This is a genomic window from Candidatus Devosia phytovorans (assembly GCA_029202405.1).
Classification (GTDB): Bacteria; Pseudomonadota; Alphaproteobacteria; order Rhizobiales; family Devosiaceae; genus Devosia; species Devosia phytovorans.
Genome location: CP119312.1, coordinates 156036 through 177985, shown reverse-complemented (window position 1 = coordinate 177985; position 21950 = coordinate 156036). Strand labels below are relative to the sequence as shown.

The window sequence follows — 21950 nt, the reverse complement described above, 5'->3', positions numbered from 1 at the left end:
CTCGTAATAACGAGGTCGTGAAGTGCCGGGGTGCCGGCTTGAGATCTCGTTAGCGTTAATCAATTCGATCCATTTTGGCGCTAACCTCTAACGACAACTGGCAATAACCGGGCAGAGTTTGGCGTGACGGGGACTTCCTTTTTGAAACGGCACCGAATTGGGCGGCTCCTGCTTGCCGCTCTTGTGAGCTTCACCGTGATCCTGCCCCAGGCGGTCACGCCTGCGGCCGCCGCTTCCGAGCGCGCCATCTATCTCTACTATACCCACACCCAGGAAACCGCCCGCATCGTCTTCAAGCGCAACGGGCAATATGTGCAGTCGGGCCTCAACGAGCTCAACGTCTTCCTGCGCGACTGGCGCCGTAACGAACCGGCCAAGATGGATCCGCGCCTCTTCGACCTGGTCTGGGAAGTCTATCAGGAAGTCGGCGCCACCCAGCCGATCAACGTCGTTTCCGCCTATCGCTCACCCCAGACCAACGCCATGCTGGCCAAGACCTCGTCGGGCGTCGCCGACAATTCCCAGCACATGCGCGGCACGGCGATGGATTTTTTCATTCCCGGCATTCCCCTGGCCAAGCTGCGCGCCACCGCCATGCGCAAGCAGGTCGGCGGCGTCGGTTTCTATCCCACCTCGGGCAGCCCCTTCGTCCACCTCGACGTCGGCTCGGTCCGCGCCTGGCCACGCATGACCCGCGCTCAGCTGCAGGAAGTCTTCCCCGACGGCAAGACCATGCACCTGCCCACCGACGGCAAGCCGCTGTCGCAGGAAGGCTATCAGGTCGCCATGGCTGGCTGGAAACAGTGCCATCGCTACCCTTGCTCGGGCACGGATTCGGGCACCCAGACCGCCAGCAATGGCGGGAGCGGCAAGACGCTGATGGACATGTTCTTCGGCGGCAATGGCGAACAGCAGCAGGCAGCGGCGCCCGCCGCGCGTGCATCCGCTCCGGCACCTGCACCTGTTCAGGTCGCTTCGGTCGCGCCGCAGTCGGCAACGACCGACGTCGCCCCTGTTCCGGCCGCCCGTCCCGCCGCTTTCGGCGGAGTTATGGCGCCAGTCGAAACGGCCTCAGCTGCCATCCCCTTTTCGACCACCGGCAGCGCGCCGCTGGATCCGTCCGAACTGGCCAGCGCCGAAGTCGCGCCGCTGCCGCTGATGAAATCGGAAGCCATTCGCGTCGCCACCGCTGCGGCCCTGCCCTCAGGCGACGCCGTCACGGCCCTGGCTGCCTTGACCGCTCCCATGCCGCAGCCGCGCCTCATCATGAGCGAACGCGAGCAACCCGAAGCGATGACCGCCTATATCGCCCAAGACGGCAATGCCCAGCGCGCGCTGGAAATGATCATCGACAACAATACGACGGCCGCCGTTCCCCCGGCGCCGGCGACGCGCCAGCCCATCCTGCCGCTCACCGTCGAAACCGGCCTGCGCACCGCCTCGCTCGGCGGTACGCCAGCCACTTCCGGCGCCTTTGGTAATCTGTTTGACTCCACCTTCGGTTCGGCACAGCAGAACGAGACGACGGCAGCAGCCCTTGCCGAACACATCGCCAAGCGCCCGGTACCCGGCGCCATGCGCAACCCGCAGATGATCGCCCCCGATCTCGAGCATGCCGACATGCTGACGGCCCCTGAAGCCGTCACCTCCGAGCGCTTCGCCATCATCTGGGATCACGATCAGGCCGATTTCGACCCGACCGCCGAGATGGGCAAGTATGTCACGGTGATGAGCGCCGGCGACGCTCCGGTGGGCCTGTCGCATACGAGCTTCGTCACCGCCAAGCCGGCCGCTGCAGCTTTCAACTGACCCGCCCTATTTCAGGCAATTTGCCACACTAATTCACCCCGCTGCGCTCGCGCGGCGGGGTTTGCTCTTGTTGCAAACCAGCGGCACGGAGCCTAAAGACAATCAAAGCGTTCTCGCCAGACTGGCCTTTGGTTTGCTCTCGGAGAGCGTGGCACCAAGAACCAGTCAGGACCGCTTCCCGACTGTGGCCACCGCCACTGTGGTAAAGGACTTCCAGCTTGGCCGAAAAGCCCGTCACCCCACTGCTCGATACCGTCAATACGCCCACCGACCTGCGCGCCCTGCCACAGGAAGACCTGCGCCAGCTGGCCGACGAATTGCGCGCGGAAATGATTGACGCCGTCTCGGTGACCGGTGGTCATCTTGGCGCGGGCCTAGGCGTGGTGGAACTGACCGTGGCGCTGCATGCCGTCTTCGACACACCGCATGATCGCATCATCTGGGACGTCGGCCACCAGGCCTATCCGCACAAGATTCTGACCGGCCGTCGCGACCGCATGCGCACCCTGCGCCAGAAAGATGGCCTCTCAGGCTTCACCCGCCGCGCCGAAAGCGAATACGATCCCTTTGGCGCCGGCCATTCCTCGACCTCGATCTCGGCCGGCCTCGGCATGGCGGTCGCCAGCGATCTCATGGACAAGCCGCGCAATGTCGTCGCCGTCATCGGCGATGGCGCCATGTCGGCCGGCATGGCCTATGAGGCCATGAACAATGCCGGCGCCATGGATGCGCGCCTCATCGTCGTGCTCAACGACAACGACATGTCCATCGCGCCGCCCACGGGAGCGCTACGCACCTATCTGGCGCGCCTGGTTTCGGGGCCCGTCTATCGCGGAACGCGAGAAGCCGCCAAGAATGTCGTCAGCAAGCTGCCGGCTTTCCTGCATGAACCGGCCCGCAAGACCGAGGAATTTGCCCGCTCCTTCTTCACCGGCGGCACCCTCTTCGAAGAGCTCGGCTTCTATTATGTCGGCCCGGTCGATGGGCATGACCTCGACAATCTCATCCCGATTTTCGAGAATGTCCGCGATGCCGCCGAAGGCCCGATCCTCGTGCATCTGGTGACCCAGAAGGGCAAGGGTTACGCCCCGGCCGAGCATTCCGCCGACAAGTATCACGGCGTATCGAAATTCAACGTCATCACCGGCGCCCAGGCCAAGCCCCCCTCCAACGCGCCGTCCTACACCTCGATCTTTGCCGACACGCTGATCCAGGAAGCCAATGACGATCCACGCATCGTCGCCGTCACCGCCGCCATGCCCTCGGGCACCGGCCTCGACAAATTCGCGGAAATCCACCCGACACGCATCTTCGACGTCGGCATCGCCGAGCAGCATGCCGTGACCTTTGCCGCCGGCATGGCCAGCGAAGGCATGCGGCCGTTCTGCGCCATCTATTCCACCTTCCTGCAGCGCGCCTTTGACCAGGTCGTGCACGACGTGGCGATCCAGCACCTGCCGGTACGCTTCGCCATCGATCGCGCCGGCTTTGTCGGTGCTGACGGCCCCACCCATGCCGGCAATTACGACGCCGCCTATCTTGGCGCCATTCCGGGCATCGTGCAGATGGCGGCCGCCGACGAGGCCGAGCTCCGCCACATGGTGGCAACCGCCGCAGCCTATGACAACGGCCCCATCGCCTTCCGCTACCCGCGCGGCGAGGGTCTGGGCGTCGACCTGCCGGCACGCGGCGAAAAGCTTGTCATCGGCAAGGGCCGCATCGTCCGCCAGGGCGCCACCATCGCCATCCTGAGCTATGGAACGCGCCTCGGCGAAGTCCTCGCTGCCGCCGACCGACTGGCTGCACTGGGCCTCAATCCGACCGTCGCCGACGCCCGCTTTTTGAAGCCCCTCGACGAAGAGCTGACGGCAAAGCTGGCGTCCACCCATGATGTGCTGCTAACCGTGGAAGAAGGCTCTATCGGCGGCTTCGGCAGCCATGTGGCGACCTTCCTCGCCTCCAATGGCCTGCTTGACGGCAAGCTGCGCTTCCGTCCGCTGATGATCCCTGATCGCTTCGACGAACACGCCAGCCAGTCCGACATGTATGCCGCCGCCGGCCTCGACCGCGCCGGGATTGTCGCCACCGCGCTGACGACCTTGGGCTATGACGAAGCGGCCATGGCCGCTGCGCTCGGCAAGATCAGCTAGCGACTTCGCCAGTTACAAACAAAACGGCCCGCATCGCTGCGGACCGTTTTTTTGCGTCAATGGACGCCTATTTCCACGTAAACGCCCGCGTTACCGCATAGTTGAACACCGAGCTCATGATCGCGCCCGAGAGGCCTGCCACGAAGGTCTGGTGATCGAACTGGTAGATCGCATTGGCCACAGAAATATTGGCAATGCCGCCCAAGGCGCAGATGGCACAGAAGCTGATGAAGCCCGTGATCAGCTTGGGGCCGCGCAGCTTGCGATCGGCATAGGTCAGGTTGTTGTTGAGGACGAAATTCCACGCCATGGCCGTCAGCGTCGCCACGATCTGGCTGACCACGAAGCCCTGTGCCAGAACTGAAGTCATCAGCGCCAGCATGGCCAGATGCACCACGACGCCCGTGCCGCCAACGAGACCGAACATCAGAAAACTCGGCGGCAGCGCACCACCGGTCATCTTCGACAGCCACAGGCCCAGATACTGGATCACCACCAGCGGGCTCATCTTGCTCTCGCCGGCATGGCGCTGGCGGAACGTGTAGCCCACTTCCGCGATCTTGAGCGGCATGCCGATCTTGGCCGAGGTGACGATCATGTCGATCAGGATCTTGAAGCCGTCGCTCGAAAGCTTCGGTGCTGCCTTGAGCGCTGCCTCGCGGCGCATCAGGAAAAACCCGCTCATGGGGTCGCTCACCGCCTGGCCCGCAATCATCCCTGCCAGTCGATTGGCAAAATTACTGCCTGACAGGCGCGTCGCGCTGAGCCCGTCGCCGGCCGAACCGCCCTCGGCAAAGCGCGAACCGACAACCAGATCCGCCCCGGCCTGTGCCTTGGCCAGCATGGTGGGCAGAATGGCTTCGTCATGCTGCAGGTCACCGTCGATCACCGCCACATAGGGCGCACCTGTCACCGCCATGCCCTCGACACAGGCCGAGGCAAGCCCGCGCCGGCCAAATCGGCGCAGGCAGCGGATATTGGCGTAGACGCGGCTCAATTCATTGACCAGGTCTGCCGTGCCATCCGGGCTGTCGTCGTCAACGACGATCATCTCCCAGGGCGTGCTGCCCAGCGCGATAGCCACCTTTTCATACAGCAGCTCGATATTGTCCCGCTCGTTATAGCTGGGCACAATCACTGCAAGCTGCGGGGGGTGGAAACTGCTGGTCTGCTCGACGAGAAGACTGGAGCTTTGGTCGATCGACATCTGTGGTTAACTCTTGCTGAACCAGCCGATAGAAACCACGTCCGCGTCAAAAGGTTGCGCGACAAGTTTGGATGTCTGCCTTGCAAAGCGCGCAGGTGTGGAAGATTCTGATTTGTGCCAGAGCATCTTGGCACTATTTGCGGAGGCGCCGTGTTTCAGGCCAGCAACGACCCGGCGCAGGATCGTCCGACACGGCTGGTCCTGTTTCTACCCCTGCTTTTCGTGCTGACCGGCACCGCTATCCGCTTCATCGCCTTCCGCTACGCCCAGCCCGATGTCGACTGGACCCGCTATTTCCGGGCGCTTTGCCGCTGGGATTGTGGCTGGTACGTCAAAATGGCCCAGACAGGCTATGACCCCTTCCCCGTCCCTTCCCGCATCAACGCCGGCAACTGGGCCTTCTTCCCCTTCTATCCCATGCTGGTCGGCCTGATCGGCAAGCTGATCCCGCTGCCGATGATCTTCCTGGCAAGCATTGCCTCGATCGTTACCGCCTATGCCGCTGTCGTGGTCGCCTGGCCTCTGCTGGGCCGCAACCTGCGCGCCTATACGCTTTACGCCGCCTTCGTGCTCAGCGGCCCGGTCTCCATCTATTTCACCACCTTCATGACCGAGGTCATGTTTCTGCTGCTGACGACGCTCGCCTTCCGGTCTCTCAGCCGCAGCAACTACCTCGGCGCCGCAGGCTTTACCGCCCTGCTTTCTTCCACCCGCATCGTGGGTGTCTTCATTTCGCTGTCGATCGGCCTGCAGGCCCTGCTCGACTGGCGGCGCAATACCGGCTCGTGGAAAGGCTGGCTGCCTGGCCTGCTCGCCCAGCCCAAGCTGGTGCTGGCAATCTTCATCTCGCCGCTCGGCCTCTTCGTCTACATGGCCTTCCTCAATTACTGGATCGGCGATGGCCTGGCCTTCAGTCATGTGCAGCGTGCCTGGGCCCGCGTCGTCGGCAATCCGGTCTTTTATCTCTGGCGCGGCCTGACCAACTGGTCCGTCACCCAAGGTCAATGGTTGACGCCTTCGCAGGTGCTGGCCCTCGCCGCTGTCGCTGGTCTCATCCTCACCGGCGTCCTCGCCTGGCGCCGCCAATGGCCCGCAGTACTCTTCGCCCTCCTCGCCATCATCATTCCGCTGGCCGCAGGCCTCGCCTCCATGCTGCGTTTCATGACCGCCATGGCGCCACTGACGATCACGCTGATGACCCTGCTCGGTCGTTGGCGCTGGCTCTTCGTCGTGAGCCTGCTCACCATCCTTATAGGCGCCTGGTTCACCACCCTCGCTTGGCTGGGAGGCAATGTTGCGCTTGTCTGAACGCTCCCCGGCCGCGCTCGGCCTTTATGCCCTTGCCGCCATCCTTGCCCTCTTTGAACTCGCCGTCTTCTGGCAGGCGCTGCATCCCAATGTGCCCGAAAACTACCACGCCTATTACCTCGACAAGTCGACCACCTGCCTGACGCAGCCGGTCACCGGCGTCTATACCCTCGGCACCGAACTCGACTTCACGGCCGGCGGCGACGACACACGCGAACTGCGCCCCTGCGGCTGGGATGGTCCGGCCGGCGACGGCGCCCATTCCATCGGCACCTCGTCCCGCCTGAAATTTGCCATTGCCGAACCACAAGACCTGACCCTGACGCTGGACCTGAGCGCTGTGACCATGCCCGGCCCGCCAGAACAGCGCGTTGTGGTTTCCGCCGGCGGCACTGAACTGCAGACCCTGACCGTCCTCCCCGACCAGGTCGATCGCTTCATGCTGCCCATCCCGGCCAGCGCCATCGACGATCTGGGCTTTCTCGAAATCATCTTCGACTATCCTGACGCGATCAATCCTAATGGCCGCACGTCCAATACCCATTGGCGCGCCATCAAGCTCAGCGCCGCGTCCCTGTCGCCCGCCGCGATTTGACACAAGTTTGGCGGGTCCCCGCTAAGACAATCTCAAGCAGTTCCCGTTAGGGTTTGGGTAACTCCCAACAGGTGTAACGCATGAACATTTCCAGCATTGGCGCGGCCGGCATGTTACGCGCCAGCGATCGTTTCGAAGCCAGCGCCACCCGCATCGCCCGCACCGGCACCGGCCAGGAAACCTCCGACCTCGCCACCGACGTGGTCGACATGATGTCCGCCGAAATCGACTTCAAGGCCTCGGCCAAGATCATGAAAATGGCCGACGAGATGGCCAGGTCCACCATCGACATTCTGGCTTAGAGCGCTTTCAGCAAAAGTGGCCACCACTTTTGCGGTTCGATAGCGCGACCATACAACAACAAAAATGCCGGCCTCGCAGCCGGCATTTTCATATTTTCGCGGTCAGGCCAAAGCCGATCAATCTTCGGGTGGTGCTTCCACCATGCCGAGAGCGGCCATGTACAATTCCAGGATCGCTTCCTGCTCGGCGCGCTCATTGGCATCCTGCTTACGGATGCTCACGATCTTGCGCAGGATCTTGGTATCGAAGCCATTGCCCTTGGCTTCAGCATAGATTTCCTTGATATCGGCAGCGATAGCGGCCTTTTCTTCTTCCATGCGCTCGATGCGTTCGATGAACGCCCGCAACTGATCCTGGGCAACGCTGTCTTCGACGGCCATTGGCACATTCCTTTTCATTCGCTGCCGGTGTTCAATCGTACTGGGCGTTAGGGTTCAAGTCCTTTTGAAACCAATCCACATGACCAGCCGATCACTTGCCCGCAATTCGGTCAAATCGCGGCTTTAGCCATTGACCTATCGCCTACCATGGGCTCAAAGAAGGCACCTTTTCCCGATGATTGCTGGCACCAGATTGCTCACTTCCCGTCTCGGCAAAAAACATCTCGGCAACAAGCGTCTAGCCCTGCCCCTGATCGGCGCATTGGCCGCCAATCTTGCCTTTTTCATCACCCCGGCCCACGCCGATCTGCGCGTCTGCAATGAAACCGGCAATCTGGTTTCGGTGGCCCTGGGCTATCGCGCCGAGCGCGGCTGGATGAGCGAAGGCTGGTGGCAGGCCCCGCCCGGCGATTGCCGCGTGCTCTATCAGGGCACACTCGAACGCCGGTTCTATTACCTGTTTGCCGTGGACGATATCGGCGGCGGCGCATGGGACGGGTCGGTCTTCATGTGCACGCGTGACGAAACCTTCACAATATTCGGGGTTGAGGATTGCCTCGCCCGGGGCTATGAGCGCACCGGTTTCTTTGAAATCGATACCCAGAGCCGCACGGACTGGACCCTCCAGTTGACCGACGGTGCCGGAGGGCCTGCCATCGTGGGTCCTGACGGCAGCGAAGACCTAGAAGACCCTACATTCCTCGTCGATCCCGATGACGTCACTATCGACGCTCCGGAGACCGGCACAGAAACGCCAGGAACGGACACGCAATGAGACGCATGAGACGCGCCAAGATCCTCGCCACCCTCGGGCCAGCCAGCCACGACGAAAAGATGATCGAGGAACTGGCCAAGGCCGGCGCGGACGTGTTCCGCATCAACATGAGCCATGCCAGCCACGAAGTGCTGCACCAGACCGTGGCGCGCATCCGCGCGGTCGAGAAGCGCCTCAACCATCCGCTCGGCATCCTGGTTGACCTTCAGGGTCCCAAGCTCCGCGTCTGGAAATTCGCCGAAGGCTCGATCAACCTCGTCGCCGGCCAGAAGTTCACGCTCGACAGCGACAAGAACGACAACGGCAATATCGACCGTGTCTACCTGCCCCATCCCGAAATCATCGAGAGCGTCTCCGTCGGTGACCGGCTCTTGCTAGACGATGGCAAGCTGGCCCTCAAGGCTACTAAAGTCGGTAATGGTGCCATCGAGACCGAAGTCATCTACGGCGGCAAACTTTCCGACAAGAAGGGCGTTTCGCTGCCCGACACGCTGCTGCCCACCGGCGCCCTGACCGAAAAGGACCACGCCGATCTGCTCGAGGGCCTCAAGGCCGACGCCGACTGGATCGCGCTTTCCTTCGTGCAGCGTCCGGAGGACATCATCGATGTCCGCAAGATTGTCCAGGGTCGCGCCGGCGTCATGGCCAAGATCGAAAAGCCCCAGGCCATCGACCGCCTCGAGGAAATCGTCAAGCTCTGCGACGCTATCATGGTGGCGCGCGGCGATCTTGGCGTCGAGCTGCCGCTTGAAACCGTTCCTGGCCTGCAGAAGCGCATGATCCGCATGTGCCGTCGCTATGGCAAGCCGGTCGTCGTTGCCACCCAGATGCTGGAATCAATGATCACCTCGCCGGTCCCGACCCGCGCCGAAGTGTCCGACGTTTCCATCGCGGTCTTCGAAGGCGCCGACGCCGTCATGCTCTCGGCCGAATCGGCCTCCGGCCAGTACCCGGTCGAAGCCGTCGCCACCATGAACAAGGTGGCCGTGGCCGTTGAAACCGACGCCAACTATCGCAACATCATTCGCGCCGCCCAGACCGAACCGGAAGCCACCGCAGCCGACGCCATCTCGGCGGCGACGCGCCAGGTTGCCGAAACGCTCGATCTGGCTGCCATCGTCACCTACACGGCTTCCGGCTCCACCGGCATCCGTGCCGCCCGCGAGCGGCCTTCCAAGCCCATCATCGTGCTCTCCCCCAACATGCGCACCATCCGCCGCATGTCGGTTGTCTGGGGCGTCCATTGCGTGCAGACCGAAGACGCCGTCAGCCTCGAGGACATGGTCGACCGCGCCTGCGTCATCGCCTACCAGGAAGGCTTTGCCCGCCCTGGTGACCGCATCGCCATCACTGCCGGCATTCCGCTGGGCACGCCCGGCGCCACCAATATGCTGCGCATCGCCTTCGTCCGCCAGGACGGCGCCGGCAGCAGCTGAGCCACGCCACACGGCTGAATGAACAAAGGGCCCGGCAGTCACCTGCCGGGCCCTTTCCCTTTGGCGTCTGTGACGCCTAGAAGTGGTAGTTGAAGCCCAGCTTCACCGCATGCGCGACGGGCGAAACCTCCTGCACACCGGTGCCGATCGTACCGGCCGGCGCGTCCTGACTGCCCAGGTCGATATAATTGTATTCCGCCTTGACCGAGATGGCATCGGTTACGGCCAGCTCGACGCCCGCGCCCGCCGTCCAGCCGACGAATGTATCTTCGAACTCATTGCTGATGCCCGCAAAGGCTGGCGTTACCGTGCCGCGCCCTCGGGCGACGGCCACGCCGCCCTTGGCAAAGACCAGGATACTGTCGAAGGCCACGCCACCGCGCGCAGTGACGGTACCCAGCCAGTCGATCTCGGCATTGCAATCGGAACCCGGCAACAGCTCGCAGGTGGCGCTGCCATCAGCACCCGACCAGGCGAGGTCGCCTTCCGCGCCCAGCACGAACATGCCGAACTGCGCATTGCCGCCCAGGGTAACGCCCAGCATGGCACCATCGAGCGGCACTTCCGTTGTGACACCGGTGGCAACGCTGGTGGAATCGACATCGCCCGTCAGATAGCCGCCATTAAGACCCGCATAGAAACCGCTCCAGTCAAAACCGCTGGCAGGCAGTTCGCTGCGGTCCATCGACACAATGGTCTCGCCGAGCATCAGATCGGCAGCGCTGACTGGCGCAATAAAACAACCCAGCACAGCCAGGCCAGCACAAAGACGCTTCACAACAACCTCCAGAAACGTGGTGAAGGAAGTGTGACCCACTATGGTTAACAATACGCTGATGTCTGAGAATTAATTCAGATACATCAATAGGATAGGTACATATACGTAGGCAGGTCTGTGTCTAGACAGTTATGCGCCAGCCGCCCGGTCAAACGCGCCGGCGATTGCCAGCCTCGAGATAGCTCTTGAGCGCCAGAAAGTCGGTCCGGATCCATTCGATGCTGGATTCGAAGCGCTCGTCGCTCATGCCCTCGCGGACATAGTAGGTAAAGGTCAGCTCGGTGCCGTCCTGGTTGGGCGTCACCCGCATCGGATTATACAGCATCTCCTTGCCTGGCACGAAGATGGCATGGTCCAGCACGCCGAAATTGTTGGGCGCGGTAAAACGATGATGGCGCAATCCGGCAGGCGTCATGCCGACCCAATCGCCATTCTCCAGCGGCTTGAAACTGCCCTGCTCAACTGTAGCCCAGTCCTGGTAATTGCTGGGTTTGGAGAGGTAGGCATAAACTTCGTCAAAGGGGCGGTCGATCGAGATGGTGATCGTATGGGAGCGCCGCATACTGTCCTCCAATTGATCGCAACAGGCACAAAAACAACAAAGCCCGCTTTCGCGGGCTTTGAAATCAGACTGGCGTGACGCTCAACCCTGACGGGCCTTGAAGCGCTTATCCACCTTGTTGATGATATAGACCCGGCCGCGACGGCGGACGAGCTTGTTCGCGCGGTGGCGAGTCATCAGCGCCTTCAGCGAGTTACGGACTTTCATCGGTCAATCCTTGGTCAAACAAAAGGGGCGCTCCAGATTTCTCTAAGCGCCGCCCGGAAACTGGCGGCATACATAGGGAAAAGGGCTAGGCCTGTCAACGCGTGACGGACCCGTTTTTCACTGCCCCGGGCGTTTCTTGTGACAAGATTGCAATATGCCGATTAACGGCCTCTTGGCAAACCGGGGTTATTCTACAGTCCCGGCAGTCACTAACGGCAAACTGGCATGGCAAACGAGGAAATTACCAAGCACGGCGTTCTCGTCGTCGATCCATCCACCCATATGGCAGGTCTGGTCAGCATCATGCTGCGCAGCCTGGGACGCAAGGACATCCGCGAGGCCTATGATGCCGAAAAGGCCATGGCCGAGCTGCAGCGTCGGAACTTCAACGTCGTCATTATCGACGACGGCCAGGGCTTCGACGGCGTGGCACTGACCCGCAAGCTGCGCGCCAGCACGGAATGCCAGAACCGTTCGGTCCCCATCATCATGATGAGCTCGGCGCCCGACGCCAAACGCATCGCCGAGGCCCGCGACGCCGGCGCCACCGAATTCCTACGCAAGCCCTTTGCCGCCAATCACCTGCAGACCCGCCTCAGCAGCCTCGTCATCAACCCGCGCGGCTTCATCGAGGGCGGCGAATACAAGGGCCCCGACCGTCGCCGCAAGACCGTCGACGTCTCCGAAGATCGCCGCGGACCGACCGCCAAGGCTGGCTGAGCAGCAAGGCATCACCCACTCGGCAAAAGGCCCGCCGGAGCGGGCCTTTTCGTTTCTGACGCAGAAGGTCAGGCCGTAGCCTTTGCCTCCTCGGCAGCCTCGCGGCGCAGCTTGCGGCGCAATTCGCGCCGCGCCATCTCCGCCTTTGGATCGGGCACCGGCACCGAAGCGATGAGTTTCTTGGTATAGTCGTGCTGCGGATCGGTCACCACCTGCTCGGACTCGCCGATCTCCACCACCTCGCCGAAATACAGCACCATGACGCGCTGCGCGATGTGGCGGACCACGGCGATGTCATGCGCGATGAACAGCAGCGAAATCCCCAGTTCCTTCTGCAGGTCCATCAAGAGGTTGATCACCTGCGCCTGGACCGACACGTCGAGCGCCGACACGGCTTCGTCGCAGACCACCAGCTTGGGGTTGGTTATCAGCGCCCGTGCGATGCCGATGCGCTGGCACTGCCCGCCCGAGAATTCGTGCGGATAGCGGTTCACCAGCTCGGGCGCGAGCCCCACCTTGGCCATCATGGCGATGACGCGGGCGGCGCGTTCCTTCTTGCTGACTTCCGGATAGTGGATCAGCAGCGGCTCGGCGATGATGGCGCCAGCCGTCATGCGCGGATCGAGCGAGGCCAGCGGATCCTGGAAGATCATCTGGATGTCCTTGCGCAGCGCGATGATCTCGCGTGGGCTCATCTTGATGATGTCCTTGCCCATCCACAACGACTCGCCCGAGGTCGGCTCGATCAGCCGGATCGCGGCACGCGACAATGTCGACTTGCCACAGCCGCTTTCGCCCACGATGCCGAGCGTTTCGCCCTGGTGCAGGTCGAAGGACACTTCCTTGACCGCCTTGAGAATCTTCTTGCCGCCGAACATGCCGCCGGTCGGAATCTGGAAGTCCACGGAGAGGTTGCGGACCTGCAGGATCGGTTTCTTGTCCGTCATCACAATTCGCGTCCTTGCGCCAGGAAATCATAGGAAACCGTCGACAGCCGCTCGACCTTCTTGTCGAGCCGCGGCACGGCGGCCAGCAGGCCCTTGGTATAGGCATGCTGGGGGTTGGCGAAGAGCTCTTCTGTCTTGCGATATTCCATCACGCGACCGTCAAACATGACCAGCGTATCCTCGCAGCTGCCCGCGACAATGCCCAGGTCATGGGTGATCAGGATGATCGACGTGCCGAAATCCTCCTGCAGGTCGACCAACAGGTCGATGATCCCGGCCTGCACAGTCACGTCCAGCGCCGTGGTCGGCTCGTCAGCGATCAGCAGCTCCGGTCCGCATAGCAGCGACATGGCGATCATCACGCGCTGCCGCATGCCGCCCGAGAACTCGTGCGGATACATGTGGATGCGGTTTTTGGCGTCGGGAATGCGCACCGCATCGAGCATACGGATACTCTCTGCCAGGGCCTGACTGCGGCTCATGCCCTTGTGCCGTTCCAGCACTTCCGTCAGCTGCCGCGAAATGCGCAAATAGGGATTGAGCGATGTCATCGGGTCCTGGAAGATGATCCCGATCTTGGCAGCGCGATATTCATTGATCTTGCGCGGCGACAGGTTGAGGATTTCCGTGCCGTTGAACAGCACCGAACCCGAAGCCTTGCCGTTCTTGGGCAAGAGCCCCAGAATCGCAAAGGCGCCCTGCGTCTTGCCCGATCCGCTCTCGCCGACGATGGCCAGCGTCTTGCCCTTTTCCAGCGTGTAGTTGAGGTCGCGAACGGCGCTCACCACCCCATCCTGGGTCTGGAATTCGACCTTGAGGTTTTTGACTTCAAGCAATGTCATGTCGATTGTCCTCACCGGTCCTTGGGGTCGAGCGCGTCGCGCAACCCGTCACCGATATAGGTGAGGCAGAGCAGCAGCGTGACCAGCACGGCGGCGGGTGCCAGCAGCATCCAGGGCAACACTTCCGCAACCGGCGCACCGGCGGAGATCAGCGTACCCAGCGATGTCTGCGGCTCCTGCACGCCCAGGCCGAGATAGGAGAGGAAGCTCTCCGCGATGATGATTTCGGGAATGGTGAGCGTTGCATAGATCACCACCGGCCCCGTCAGGTTGGGCACGATATGCCGCATAATGATGGCGAAGGGTTTCGCACCCGAAGCCCGTGCAGCCTCGACGAATTCCTTTTCCTTCAGCGACAGCGTCTGCCCGCGCACGATGCGCGCCATGGTCAGCCATTCGATCGCGCCGATACCAACAAACAGCAGCACCGGATTGCGCCCGAACATCACCATCAGGATGATGACGAAGAGGATATAGGGCAGCGCATACATCACGTCGACGATACGCATCATGATCGCATCGACCCGGCCACCGAAATAGCCGGCCACTGCGCCATAGACCACGCCGATCGAAACCGACACCACCGTCGCCACAAAGGCAACGATCAGGCTCATCTGCGTGCCCTGCAGCACGCGGGCCAGCATGTCGCGGCCGTTCTGGTCGGTACCGAGATAGTGCCCGGTATCGAAATTGGGCGGCTTGCGGATCGAGGCCCAGTCCACCTGCGAATAGCCCCAGGTGACGAAATAGGGTCCAATGAACGCCGCCAGGATAATCAGCACGACAATGGCGATGGAAACCACAGCCGCCTTGTTGCGCACCAAGCGCCGCATTGCGTCTTCGGTCAGCGAGCGGCCCTTGGGCGCATCAAGCGTTTCCAGCTTGCGCGCATATTGGGTGAGGACTTCGTCCTTGCCGGTAATTCCAGCCATCAGTGGTACCTCACCTTCGGGTCGAGCCAGGCATAGACGAGGTCAACGATGAGATTCAGTGCCAGGATGATGAACATGTAGAGAATGGTCGTGCCCAGCACGATGCCATAGTCGCGGTTGAGCGCCGCGGTGACGAAATACTTGCCGATCCCCGGCAGGCCGAAAATCTGTTCAACGGCCAGCGAGCCGGTCAGCAGATAGGAGAGGCCTGGCCCGAGATAGGAGACCACCGGCAGCAGCGCCGGCTTGATCGCATGGCGCACCAGCACCAGCCGCTCGCGCAGGCCCTTGGCGCGCGCCGTGCGCACGTAGTTGGTGCCCAGCACTTCGATCATCGAGCCACGCATCAGCCGGCTGATACGCGCCGCGTGTGGCCAAGCCAGCACGGTCACCGGCAATACCAGATGGGCGATCGAGCCACTGACCCAGCCACCCGCAGGCAGCCATCCCAGATGCACGCCGAACCACAATTGCAGCAGCGCCGCATTGAGGAAGTTGGGCACCACGACACCGATCATCACGATCAGCACAAGCACATAGTCAGGCCATTTGTTCTGGTTCACCGCCGCGACCATGCCGGCCACGATACCCACCAGCGTCGCGATGACGAAAGCCGACAGCGCCATGGTGAGGGTGAAGGGGAAGCCGATGCGGATCAGGTCGCTGACGCGGAACCCGTCGATCACCATCGAGGGACCGAGGTCGCCCTGGATGAGCCGCCAGACATAGATGAAATACTGCACGACCAGCGGCTGATCGAGATTGTAATGCGCACGCAGGTTCGCCAGCACGGTCGGGGGGAGCGCACGCTCGCCATCGAAGGGGCCACCGGGCGCCAGGCGCAGGATGAAAAAGCAGATGGTAACGGCGATCAATGCAATCGGAATGGCCGAAAGCACGCGCCTAAAGGCATAGGCCAGCATGTTGGTTTAATTCTCCTTGCCGGTGCGCTGGAACACGATAGTTGCGCCTGCCGGACAAAAGAACCGTGGGGGCGCTTGGCCCCCACGGTCAGGTGTGTCTGCCGCTTATTCCGACTTCGAGAGCCAGCGGGTGCGGAAGATGTTCTTGGCGTTTTCCTGGAAGCCCGAGATCTTGGGCGACACGACGTCCTTGGACACATACCAGTAGATCGGGATGGCAGCGAATTCGTCCATGGCGATCTTTTCGGCATCGGCGAGCAGCTGGCCGCGAGCGGTCAGGTCGAGCTCGTTGGCAGCCTGCTCCAGCAGACCGTCGAACTCTTCGTTCGAATAGCGGCCGTAGTTATTGCCCCAGTTCATGGTGCCAGCCTGGTTGGTACCAGTCTTGAGCAGGTCGAGCGTGTTGGACGGATCGTTATAGTCCAGCAGCCAGCCGGCGCGGCCGACCTGGAAATCACCCGAACGCAGGGCGTCGTAGTGAACCGCGGTTTCGGCGTTGAACAGCTCGATCTTGACGCCCAGCGGCTCCCACATGGCGGCAAGCGCCACTGCGATACGCTGGTGGTTGTCATTGGTGTTGTAGCGCAGCTGCAGCGTCAGCGGCTTGTCCGGGCCGTAACCGGCTTCCGTCATCAGCTCGACGGCGCGGGCGACGCGCTCTTCATAGGGCTCGCTGGCCCATTCCGGCGCATAGGCGTCTTCGACATAGTTGTTGGTGCCCGGCGGGACCCAGCCATAGGCCGGCAGTTCGCCGGTGCCCAGGATATCGGGCCCGATCACGTCACGCAGCACGGTGATCGACAGCGCTTCGCGAATGCGGACGTCCGAGAGCACTTCGCCCTCTTCCTGGTTCATCACGTAGTAATAGACACCCAGGAACGGCACCACATGGGCTTCGCCCGGCAGATTGTCCTGCAGCCACTGATACTGATCGGCCGGGAAGTCGGTCAGGATATCGAACTCGCCCGCACGGTAGCGGTTCAGCGCTGCCGCCTGGTCTTCCAGCACATGGTAGTAGACTTCATCGATCTGCACATTGGCAGCATCGTAATAGTCTTCGTTCTTTTCCGAACGGACATAGGAGCCCGGCAGCCATTCCACGATCTTGTAGGGGCCGTTGGCAACGATGTTCTCGACCTTGGTCCAGTCGTCACCGATCTCTTCGACCAGGTGCTTTGGCACGGGATAGGCCGTGTAATGGGTCAGCGCATCGAGGAAATAGGGGGTCGAGGCACTGAGCGTGATTTCGAGCGTCTTGTCGTCGATCGCCTTGACGCCGAGTTCGTCGAAATCGGTGATTTCGCCCGAGTTGATGGCTTCAGCATTCAGGATCGGGAACTGCAGATAGGCATAGTCGGCAGCGGTCGCCGGGTTGAACAGGCGCTGGAAGGCGTAGACGAAATCTTCGGCCGTAACCGGCTCGCCATCGGTCCACTGGATGCCGTCACGCAGATGGAAGGTATAGACCTTGCCGTCTTCGGAGATTTCCCAGCTCTCGGCCTGACCAGCGATCGGCTGGGCGGCAGCGTCTTCAGTCACCAGACCTTCGATATAGTCGCCGATGACACGGTTTTCCCAGTCGCCGGAAGCCTTGTGCGGATCGAGCGTACCGGGATCACCGCCATTGTGCAGCTGCAGCGTCACGGCAGAAGCCGCTGTGCTCATCATCAGCGCCATTGCGCCGGCGGTCGCGACCGCGGTCAAGGTTTGCGTGAGTTTCATTCTCGTCCCGTCTCCTTGTGGGTATTTTTCTAAATCGTCTTTGTCCCGCGATCATGGCGCCGCGGATTGCAATGTCTTGTGGCCAGGGCTTTAACCACCCGGTCAAGATGGCTGGACGGTATTACGCCATTCCGTCCACTGACAAGCAAAACATTGACCTATGCGTCAAGCCGTCTCGAATTATTAACATGCCGTATACGCCCGCGCCGCCTGTCCAACCAGGCGGCCTCAGGGGTATTCGCGGCGCGTATGCACCACCGAAGTGACCTCAATGGTGTCAGGACCGACGGCGTAGATCACCAGATAATTGGGGTGCGCCAATAGTTCACGTGTCCCCGCGCGCCGGCCAGGCCGGCCCAGAAATGGGTGCTCGACGAGCGACATCACAGAAGCCTCAATCCGGGCCTGCACCTTCAGCGCGGCCATCTCGTCAAATTGCGCTATATAGGTCGTGATACCAAGCAGGTCATCCAGCGCTTCGGATCGCCAGCGGACAAGCAGCATTTCTATTCAGACCGTCTCGCTGCAGCTTTGATAGCTTCTTTGACGCGTCGCATAGCCTCATCATGCGGAATGCTCGGCCTCGGGTCAGACAGGGATCTTTCAACCTTGGCCATCAGCCAGCGATCATAGCTATCCGCCTGCTCTTGCGTCTCGAACTCCGAAACGAGGGGATCCAACTGGTCAAAGGCTGCACTGGGCTCCTCCAGCCCTGACACCTTCTTGCGCTCGACGGCGGCGTCGATCACCGCCCTGACCTGTGCCATCACTTCATCATGCGGAATACCCGGTCGCGGATCGTCCAGTGCCTGCTGCACTTTCTGGTGGAACCAGCGGTCGTAACTATCCGCCTCTTCCTGCGTCGCGAATTCGGAGATGATCGGGTCGAGCTTTTTGGTCATGCTGACCTCCTGCTAACCTCAGCTTGGCACAACCGTGGACGCTGTCAACGCCCCAGCATGCCGGCCTGTTGTGCCGCGTAGATCGCTACTGCAACCGCCACCAAAATCACCCACGGCACCCAGCCGGGCATCGGTCCGCGCGGCTTTTTCACCGGCGGCTCGGGCTTCTTCTCGGGCCGGCGGAATTTGAGGACATTTTCGTTCATTGCGCGCTTTCAACCAGGGCCGCGACACCCATGCCGCCCGCCGTGCACACGCTTAGCAAAGCCCTGCTGCCGGGGCTAGTCGACAGTAGTTTGGCGGTGAGGCCCAGGATGCGCGCACCGGTCGCAGCAAAGGGGTGCCCATAGGCCAGGCTCGATCCCTTAACATTGATCCTCTGCGGATCGACCGCGCCCATCACCGTCTCTCGCCCAAGCACATCCCGGCAATAGTCCGCATCGTTCCAGGCCTTCAGCGTGCACAGCACCTGCGCCGCAAACGCCTCGTGCAGCTCGAAATAGTCGATGTCGTCAAAGCTCAGCCCCTTGCGCGCCAGCATCTCGCTGACCGCAATGGTCGGTGCCATCAGCAGGCCCTCGCCATGGGCGAAGTCATTGCCGGCCACGCGCCCTGCCGTCAGATAGGCGAGCACCGGCAGTCCACGTTCTTTGGCCCACTCTTCGCTCGCCAGCAGCACGGCCGAGGCGCCATCGGTCAGTGGCGTGGAATTACCCGCCGTCAGCGTTCCCTGCCCGCTCGACTTGTCGAAAGCAGGCTTGAGCGTGCTCATCTTGTCCAGATTGGCGTCCGCCCTGACATTATTGTCCCGCACCAGCCCGGCGCATGACACCAGCAGATCGTCGTGAAACCCTTCGTCATAGGCCTTGGCCGCATTGCGATGACTGGCCACCGCCAGCTCATCCTGCGCCTGGCGGGTAATGCCCCATTCGCGCGCCATCAGCTCGCAATGCTGGCCCATTGAAAGCCCTGTGCGTGGTTCGTTGACTGAAGGCGCCACCGGCGTCAGCTCGCCGAAGGAAAAGCCCTTGAACGCCTTGAACTTCTCGCCGGTCGAGCGCGCCTTGTTCACGTCCAGCAGCCGGTGCTGGAACTTGTTGCCGAAAACGATCGGACTGTCACTGACCGTGTCCGACCCGGCGGCAATGCCGCTATCGATCTCGCCCGAGGCAATCTTGCCGGCCAGCACCAGCGCCGCCTGCAGGCTTGTGCCACAAGCGATCTGCATCGTCGTGCCCGGCGTGCGCGGCGACAGCCCCGCATCAAGGGTTGCCTCACGCGCCAGGTTGAAATCGCGCGAATGCCCGATCACCGCCCCGGCAATGACCTCATCCACCTTCTGGCCCTTGAGCCCAAACTTGTCCGCCAGCCCGGTCAGCACCGTGCCCAGCATGGAAAGATTGGTCTCGTCGGCATAAGCCGTATTGCCGCGCGCAAAGGGAATGCGCGCCGAACCCACGATGGCGACCTTGCGAAGTTCGGCCATTATGCTCTCCCATCCATGCGTGCCTTGAGCGGTCCACCCAGGAACGGCGCGAAGCCCGTTCCCATGATCACGCCGATATCGGCAAGGCCCGCATTGGCGACCACGCCTTCGGCCACGACCACTTCGGTCATGTCGACCAGCGGCTTGACCAGCTCACGACCCAGCCCGGCCAGATCGGCATGCGCGGGGGTCTCGCCCTTTTGCGCCTTGCCGTCTACCCATTTGTAGAAGCCTTCGCCCGTCTTGCGGCCAAGCTTTCCTGCCTTCACCAGCTGGTCGAATTGACTACCCTCGGGCACAGCATGCCCAAGTTCGGTCGCGACCGACTTGCCGACATCGAGCCCCACCGTATCCATCAGCTCGATCGGCCCCATCGGCATGCCAAAAGCCACCGCCGCTGCGTCGAGCAACTCGCGGCTCTCACCGCGCTCCACCCGCTCCACCGCACCCAGCATATAGGGCATCAGCACACGGTTCACGAGGAACCCAGGCGCCGACTTGACCACAACCGGGCTCTTGCCGATTGCCAGCGCAAAAGCCGCACCCTTGCCGATTTCGGCATCAGTATTGAACGTCGAGCGGATCACCTCCACCAGCGGCAGCTGCGCCACCGGATTGAAGAAATGCAGCCCGATCAACCGCTCGGGCGCCTTCAGCTTTTCGGCAATGCGCTCCAACTCGATCGACGAGGTATTGGTCGCAAGGATCGCACCCGGCTTGAGCCTGTCTTCCAGCCCGCCAAAAATGCTCTGCTTGACCTCGAGCTTTTCCACCACGGCCTCGATGATCACATCGGCCCGCGAAACACCCTTGCCCTCGGGATCGGCTTCCAGCCGCATCACCGCTGCATCCACCTCGCGCTTTTTCTTGAGCCGTTTCTTGAATAGCTTCTTGCCGCGATCGAGCGCTGGCTGGATCCGCGCCATGTCGAGATCCTGCAGGGTCACGCTCATGCCGCGCAGCGCGCACCAGGCGGCAATATCACCGCCCATTACACCTGCGCCGATCACATGCACCCGGGCAAATTTGACGCCCTTGGCGCCCTGCTTCTTGAGGCCCTCCGAGGCAAAGAACACCCGCCGCAGATTGGTCGCCGTGTCGCTCCCCATCAGCGGGACGAACGCGTCCACCTCACCGGCGATCATCGCCTTCCAGTCGTCGCCATGCTTTTCGAACAGGTCGATCAGCGCGTAAGGCGCCGGATAATGCTCTGGCCGCGCCTTCTTGCCCGCCCCCTCCCGCATTTTCTTGGCGACATAGGCGCGGATAGGCCCCAGCGCCATCACCTTCTTGGCAAACCCGGCCTCGCCGGACTTCCGCTTCTGCAACACCGCCTTGCGCGCTTCCCATCGCAGCATGTCGCGATGGCGCACCAGCTTGTCGACGAGGTTCAATCCCCGCGCGGCCCCAGCCCGCAGCATCTTGCCCGTCAGCATGATCTGCATGGCATCCACGGGCCCGGCCTGGCGGATCGACCGCCCCGTTCCACCAAAGCCCGGGAAAATCCCCAACCCAACTTCTGGAAAGCCGATCCGCGTCTTGTCGTCGTTCACCGCCACGCGGTAGTGACAGGCCAGCGCCAGTTCCAGCCCACCGCCAAGGCAGAAGCCATGGATGCCCGCGACGAAGGGAATCTTCAGGCCTTCGATCCGGGCGAGCAGCGCATGTGTCCGCTTGAGCGCATCCGGCAGCACCGAAAAATCACTCATCGCGTCGAATTCGGAAATATCGGCGCCGGCGATAAACCCGCTGTCCTTGCCCGACAGCAGGATCACCCCGACCAGCTCGCCGCTTTGCCCCAATTCCTCGAATCGTGCGACCAGCACCTCTAGCTCCGCAATCGCCTCCCGGCTCAGCGTATTGACCGGACCCGGCGTATTGATCGTCAGCCAGCCCAGGTTCTCGACGTCGCGGTGAAAGCGCCAGTTCTTGGTCTCCGGCATGCTTGGCTGGATCATCATCTCGC

At 62.1% G+C, this 21950-nt stretch carries 23 protein-coding genes; 8 read left to right on the top strand and 15 right to left on the bottom strand.

The annotated features are described in order from the left end of the window. The first annotated feature begins 195 nt into the window (after positions 1-195). Together P0Y65_00855 and dxs are read left to right on the top strand one after the other, a co-directional pair. Positions 196-1809, top strand: a complete 1614-nt coding sequence (locus P0Y65_00855) for a DUF882 domain-containing protein (GenBank protein ID WEK04839.1) — start codon at positions 196-198, stop codon at positions 1807-1809. A gap of 218 nt (positions 1810-2027) precedes the next feature. Continuing rightward, positions 2028-3959 carry a 1-deoxy-D-xylulose-5-phosphate synthase gene (dxs, locus tag P0Y65_00850; protein ID WEK04838.1) on the top strand — a complete coding sequence of 644 codons (1932 nt, stop codon included), beginning with the start codon at positions 2028-2030 and terminating at the stop codon, positions 3957-3959. A 67-nt stretch (positions 3960-4026) separates the two neighbouring features. Here dxs and P0Y65_00845 read toward each other — a convergent pair whose 3' ends face one another. Further along, positions 4027-5166, bottom strand: coding sequence for a glycosyltransferase family 2 protein (locus P0Y65_00845; GenBank protein ID WEK04837.1), 1140 nt, complete (start codon positions 5164-5166; stop codon positions 4027-4029). Between the two features lie 150 nt (positions 5167-5316). Between P0Y65_00845 and P0Y65_00840 the strand changes: the two genes are divergently transcribed. From P0Y65_00840 to P0Y65_00830, 3 genes are all read left to right on the top strand, one after another. Then, positions 5317-6474, top strand: coding sequence for a hypothetical protein (locus P0Y65_00840; protein ID WEK04836.1), 1158 nt, complete (start codon positions 5317-5319; stop codon positions 6472-6474). Further along, on the top strand, positions 6467-7069 hold the full coding sequence (locus P0Y65_00835) for a hypothetical protein (GenBank protein WEK04835.1): 603 nt from the start codon (positions 6467-6469) through the stop codon (positions 7067-7069). The genes P0Y65_00840 and P0Y65_00835 overlap by 8 nt, the downstream gene beginning before the upstream one ends. 80 nt (positions 7070-7149) lie before the next feature. Next, positions 7150-7371, top strand: coding sequence for a flagellar basal body rod C-terminal domain-containing protein (locus tag P0Y65_00830; protein ID WEK04834.1), 222 nt, complete (start codon positions 7150-7152; stop codon positions 7369-7371). 117 nt (positions 7372-7488) lie between these two features. Here P0Y65_00830 and P0Y65_00825 read toward each other — a convergent pair whose 3' ends face one another. Then, positions 7489-7752, bottom strand: coding sequence for a DUF2312 domain-containing protein (locus P0Y65_00825; protein WEK04833.1), 264 nt, complete (start codon positions 7750-7752; stop codon positions 7489-7491). A 193-nt stretch (positions 7753-7945) separates the two neighbouring features. Between P0Y65_00825 and P0Y65_00820 the strand changes: the two genes are divergently transcribed. Then, the gene (locus P0Y65_00820) at positions 7946-8527 is read left to right on the top strand and encodes a DUF1036 domain-containing protein (protein ID WEK04832.1); all 582 of its coding nucleotides are present in this window, start codon (positions 7946-7948) and stop codon (positions 8525-8527) included. After that, a complete protein-coding gene (gene pyk, locus P0Y65_00815) occupies positions 8524-9963 on the top strand; it encodes a pyruvate kinase (protein WEK04831.1) in 1440 nt (479 codons plus the stop codon). Before P0Y65_00820 ends, pyk begins: the two co-directional genes overlap by 4 nt. A gap of 76 nt (positions 9964-10039) precedes the next feature. On the opposite strand, the gene P0Y65_00810 is transcribed toward pyk, so the two are convergent. The 3 genes from P0Y65_00810 to ykgO all read right to left on the bottom strand — a co-directional run bounded on the left by P0Y65_00810 (position 10040) and on the right by ykgO (position 11510). Next, on the bottom strand, positions 10040-10741 hold the full coding sequence (locus tag P0Y65_00810; GenBank protein WEK04830.1) for a porin family protein: 702 nt from the start codon (positions 10739-10741) through the stop codon (positions 10040-10042). Positions 10742-10889: 148 nt separating this feature from the next. Beyond that, positions 10890-11303 (bottom strand): hypothetical protein, encoded by a 414-nt coding sequence (locus P0Y65_00805; GenBank protein ID WEK04829.1) that lies wholly within the window; start codon positions 11301-11303, stop codon positions 10890-10892. 81 nt (positions 11304-11384) lie between these two features. Then, the gene (gene ykgO / locus P0Y65_00800) at positions 11385-11510 is read right to left on the bottom strand and encodes a type B 50S ribosomal protein L36 (protein ID WEK04828.1); all 126 of its coding nucleotides are present in this window, start codon (positions 11508-11510) and stop codon (positions 11385-11387) included. A gap of 225 nt (positions 11511-11735) precedes the next feature. On the opposite strand from ykgO, the gene P0Y65_00795 reads away from it, so the two are divergent. Continuing rightward, a complete protein-coding gene (locus P0Y65_00795; GenBank protein ID WEK04827.1) occupies positions 11736-12230 on the top strand; it encodes a response regulator in 495 nt (164 codons plus the stop codon). 68 nt (positions 12231-12298) lie between these two features. Here the strand turns inward: P0Y65_00795 and P0Y65_00790 are convergent, their stop codons facing one another. The 10 genes from P0Y65_00790 to P0Y65_00745 all read right to left on the bottom strand — a co-directional run bounded on the left by P0Y65_00790 (position 12299) and on the right by P0Y65_00745 (position 21942). Continuing rightward, positions 12299-13177, bottom strand: a complete 879-nt coding sequence (locus tag P0Y65_00790) for an ATP-binding cassette domain-containing protein (GenBank protein ID WEK04826.1) — start codon at positions 13175-13177, stop codon at positions 12299-12301. Continuing rightward, the gene (locus tag P0Y65_00785; protein WEK04825.1) at positions 13177-14019 is read right to left on the bottom strand and encodes an ATP-binding cassette domain-containing protein; all 843 of its coding nucleotides are present in this window, start codon (positions 14017-14019) and stop codon (positions 13177-13179) included. The genes P0Y65_00790 and P0Y65_00785 overlap by 1 nt, the downstream gene beginning before the upstream one ends. Positions 14020-14030: 11 nt before the next feature. Continuing rightward, complete coding sequence (locus P0Y65_00780; protein ID WEK04824.1) at positions 14031-14951, bottom strand: ABC transporter permease subunit; 921 nt, start codon at positions 14949-14951, stop codon at positions 14031-14033. Further along, positions 14951-15874, bottom strand: coding sequence for an ABC transporter permease subunit (locus P0Y65_00775; protein ID WEK04823.1), 924 nt, complete (start codon positions 15872-15874; stop codon positions 14951-14953). The genes P0Y65_00780 and P0Y65_00775 overlap by 1 nt, the downstream gene beginning before the upstream one ends. Positions 15875-15979: 105 nt before the next feature. Further along, on the bottom strand, positions 15980-17596 hold the full coding sequence (locus tag P0Y65_00770) for a peptide ABC transporter substrate-binding protein (GenBank protein ID WEK04822.1): 1617 nt from the start codon (positions 17594-17596) through the stop codon (positions 15980-15982). Between the two features lie 228 nt (positions 17597-17824). Beyond that, positions 17825-18100 (bottom strand): type II toxin-antitoxin system RelE/ParE family toxin, encoded by a 276-nt coding sequence (locus P0Y65_00765; GenBank protein WEK04821.1) that lies wholly within the window; start codon positions 18098-18100, stop codon positions 17825-17827. A gap of 2 nt (positions 18101-18102) precedes the next feature. Next, entirely contained in the window at positions 18103-18498 is a 396-nt protein-coding gene (locus tag P0Y65_00760) for a hypothetical protein (protein WEK04820.1), read from the bottom strand. Between the two features lie 44 nt (positions 18499-18542). After that, a complete protein-coding gene (locus P0Y65_00755; GenBank protein ID WEK04819.1) occupies positions 18543-18704 on the bottom strand; it encodes a hypothetical protein in 162 nt (53 codons plus the stop codon). Further along, on the bottom strand, positions 18701-19984 hold the full coding sequence (locus P0Y65_00750) for an acetyl-CoA C-acetyltransferase (protein ID WEK04818.1): 1284 nt from the start codon (positions 19982-19984) through the stop codon (positions 18701-18703). Before P0Y65_00750 ends, P0Y65_00755 begins: the two co-directional genes overlap by 4 nt. After that, positions 19984-21942 carry a 3-hydroxyacyl-CoA dehydrogenase NAD-binding domain-containing protein gene (locus P0Y65_00745; GenBank protein ID WEK04817.1) on the bottom strand — a complete coding sequence of 653 codons (1959 nt, stop codon included), beginning with the start codon at positions 21940-21942 and terminating at the stop codon, positions 19984-19986. Before P0Y65_00745 ends, P0Y65_00750 begins: the two co-directional genes overlap by 1 nt. Positions 21943-21950: the final 8 nt, after the last annotated feature.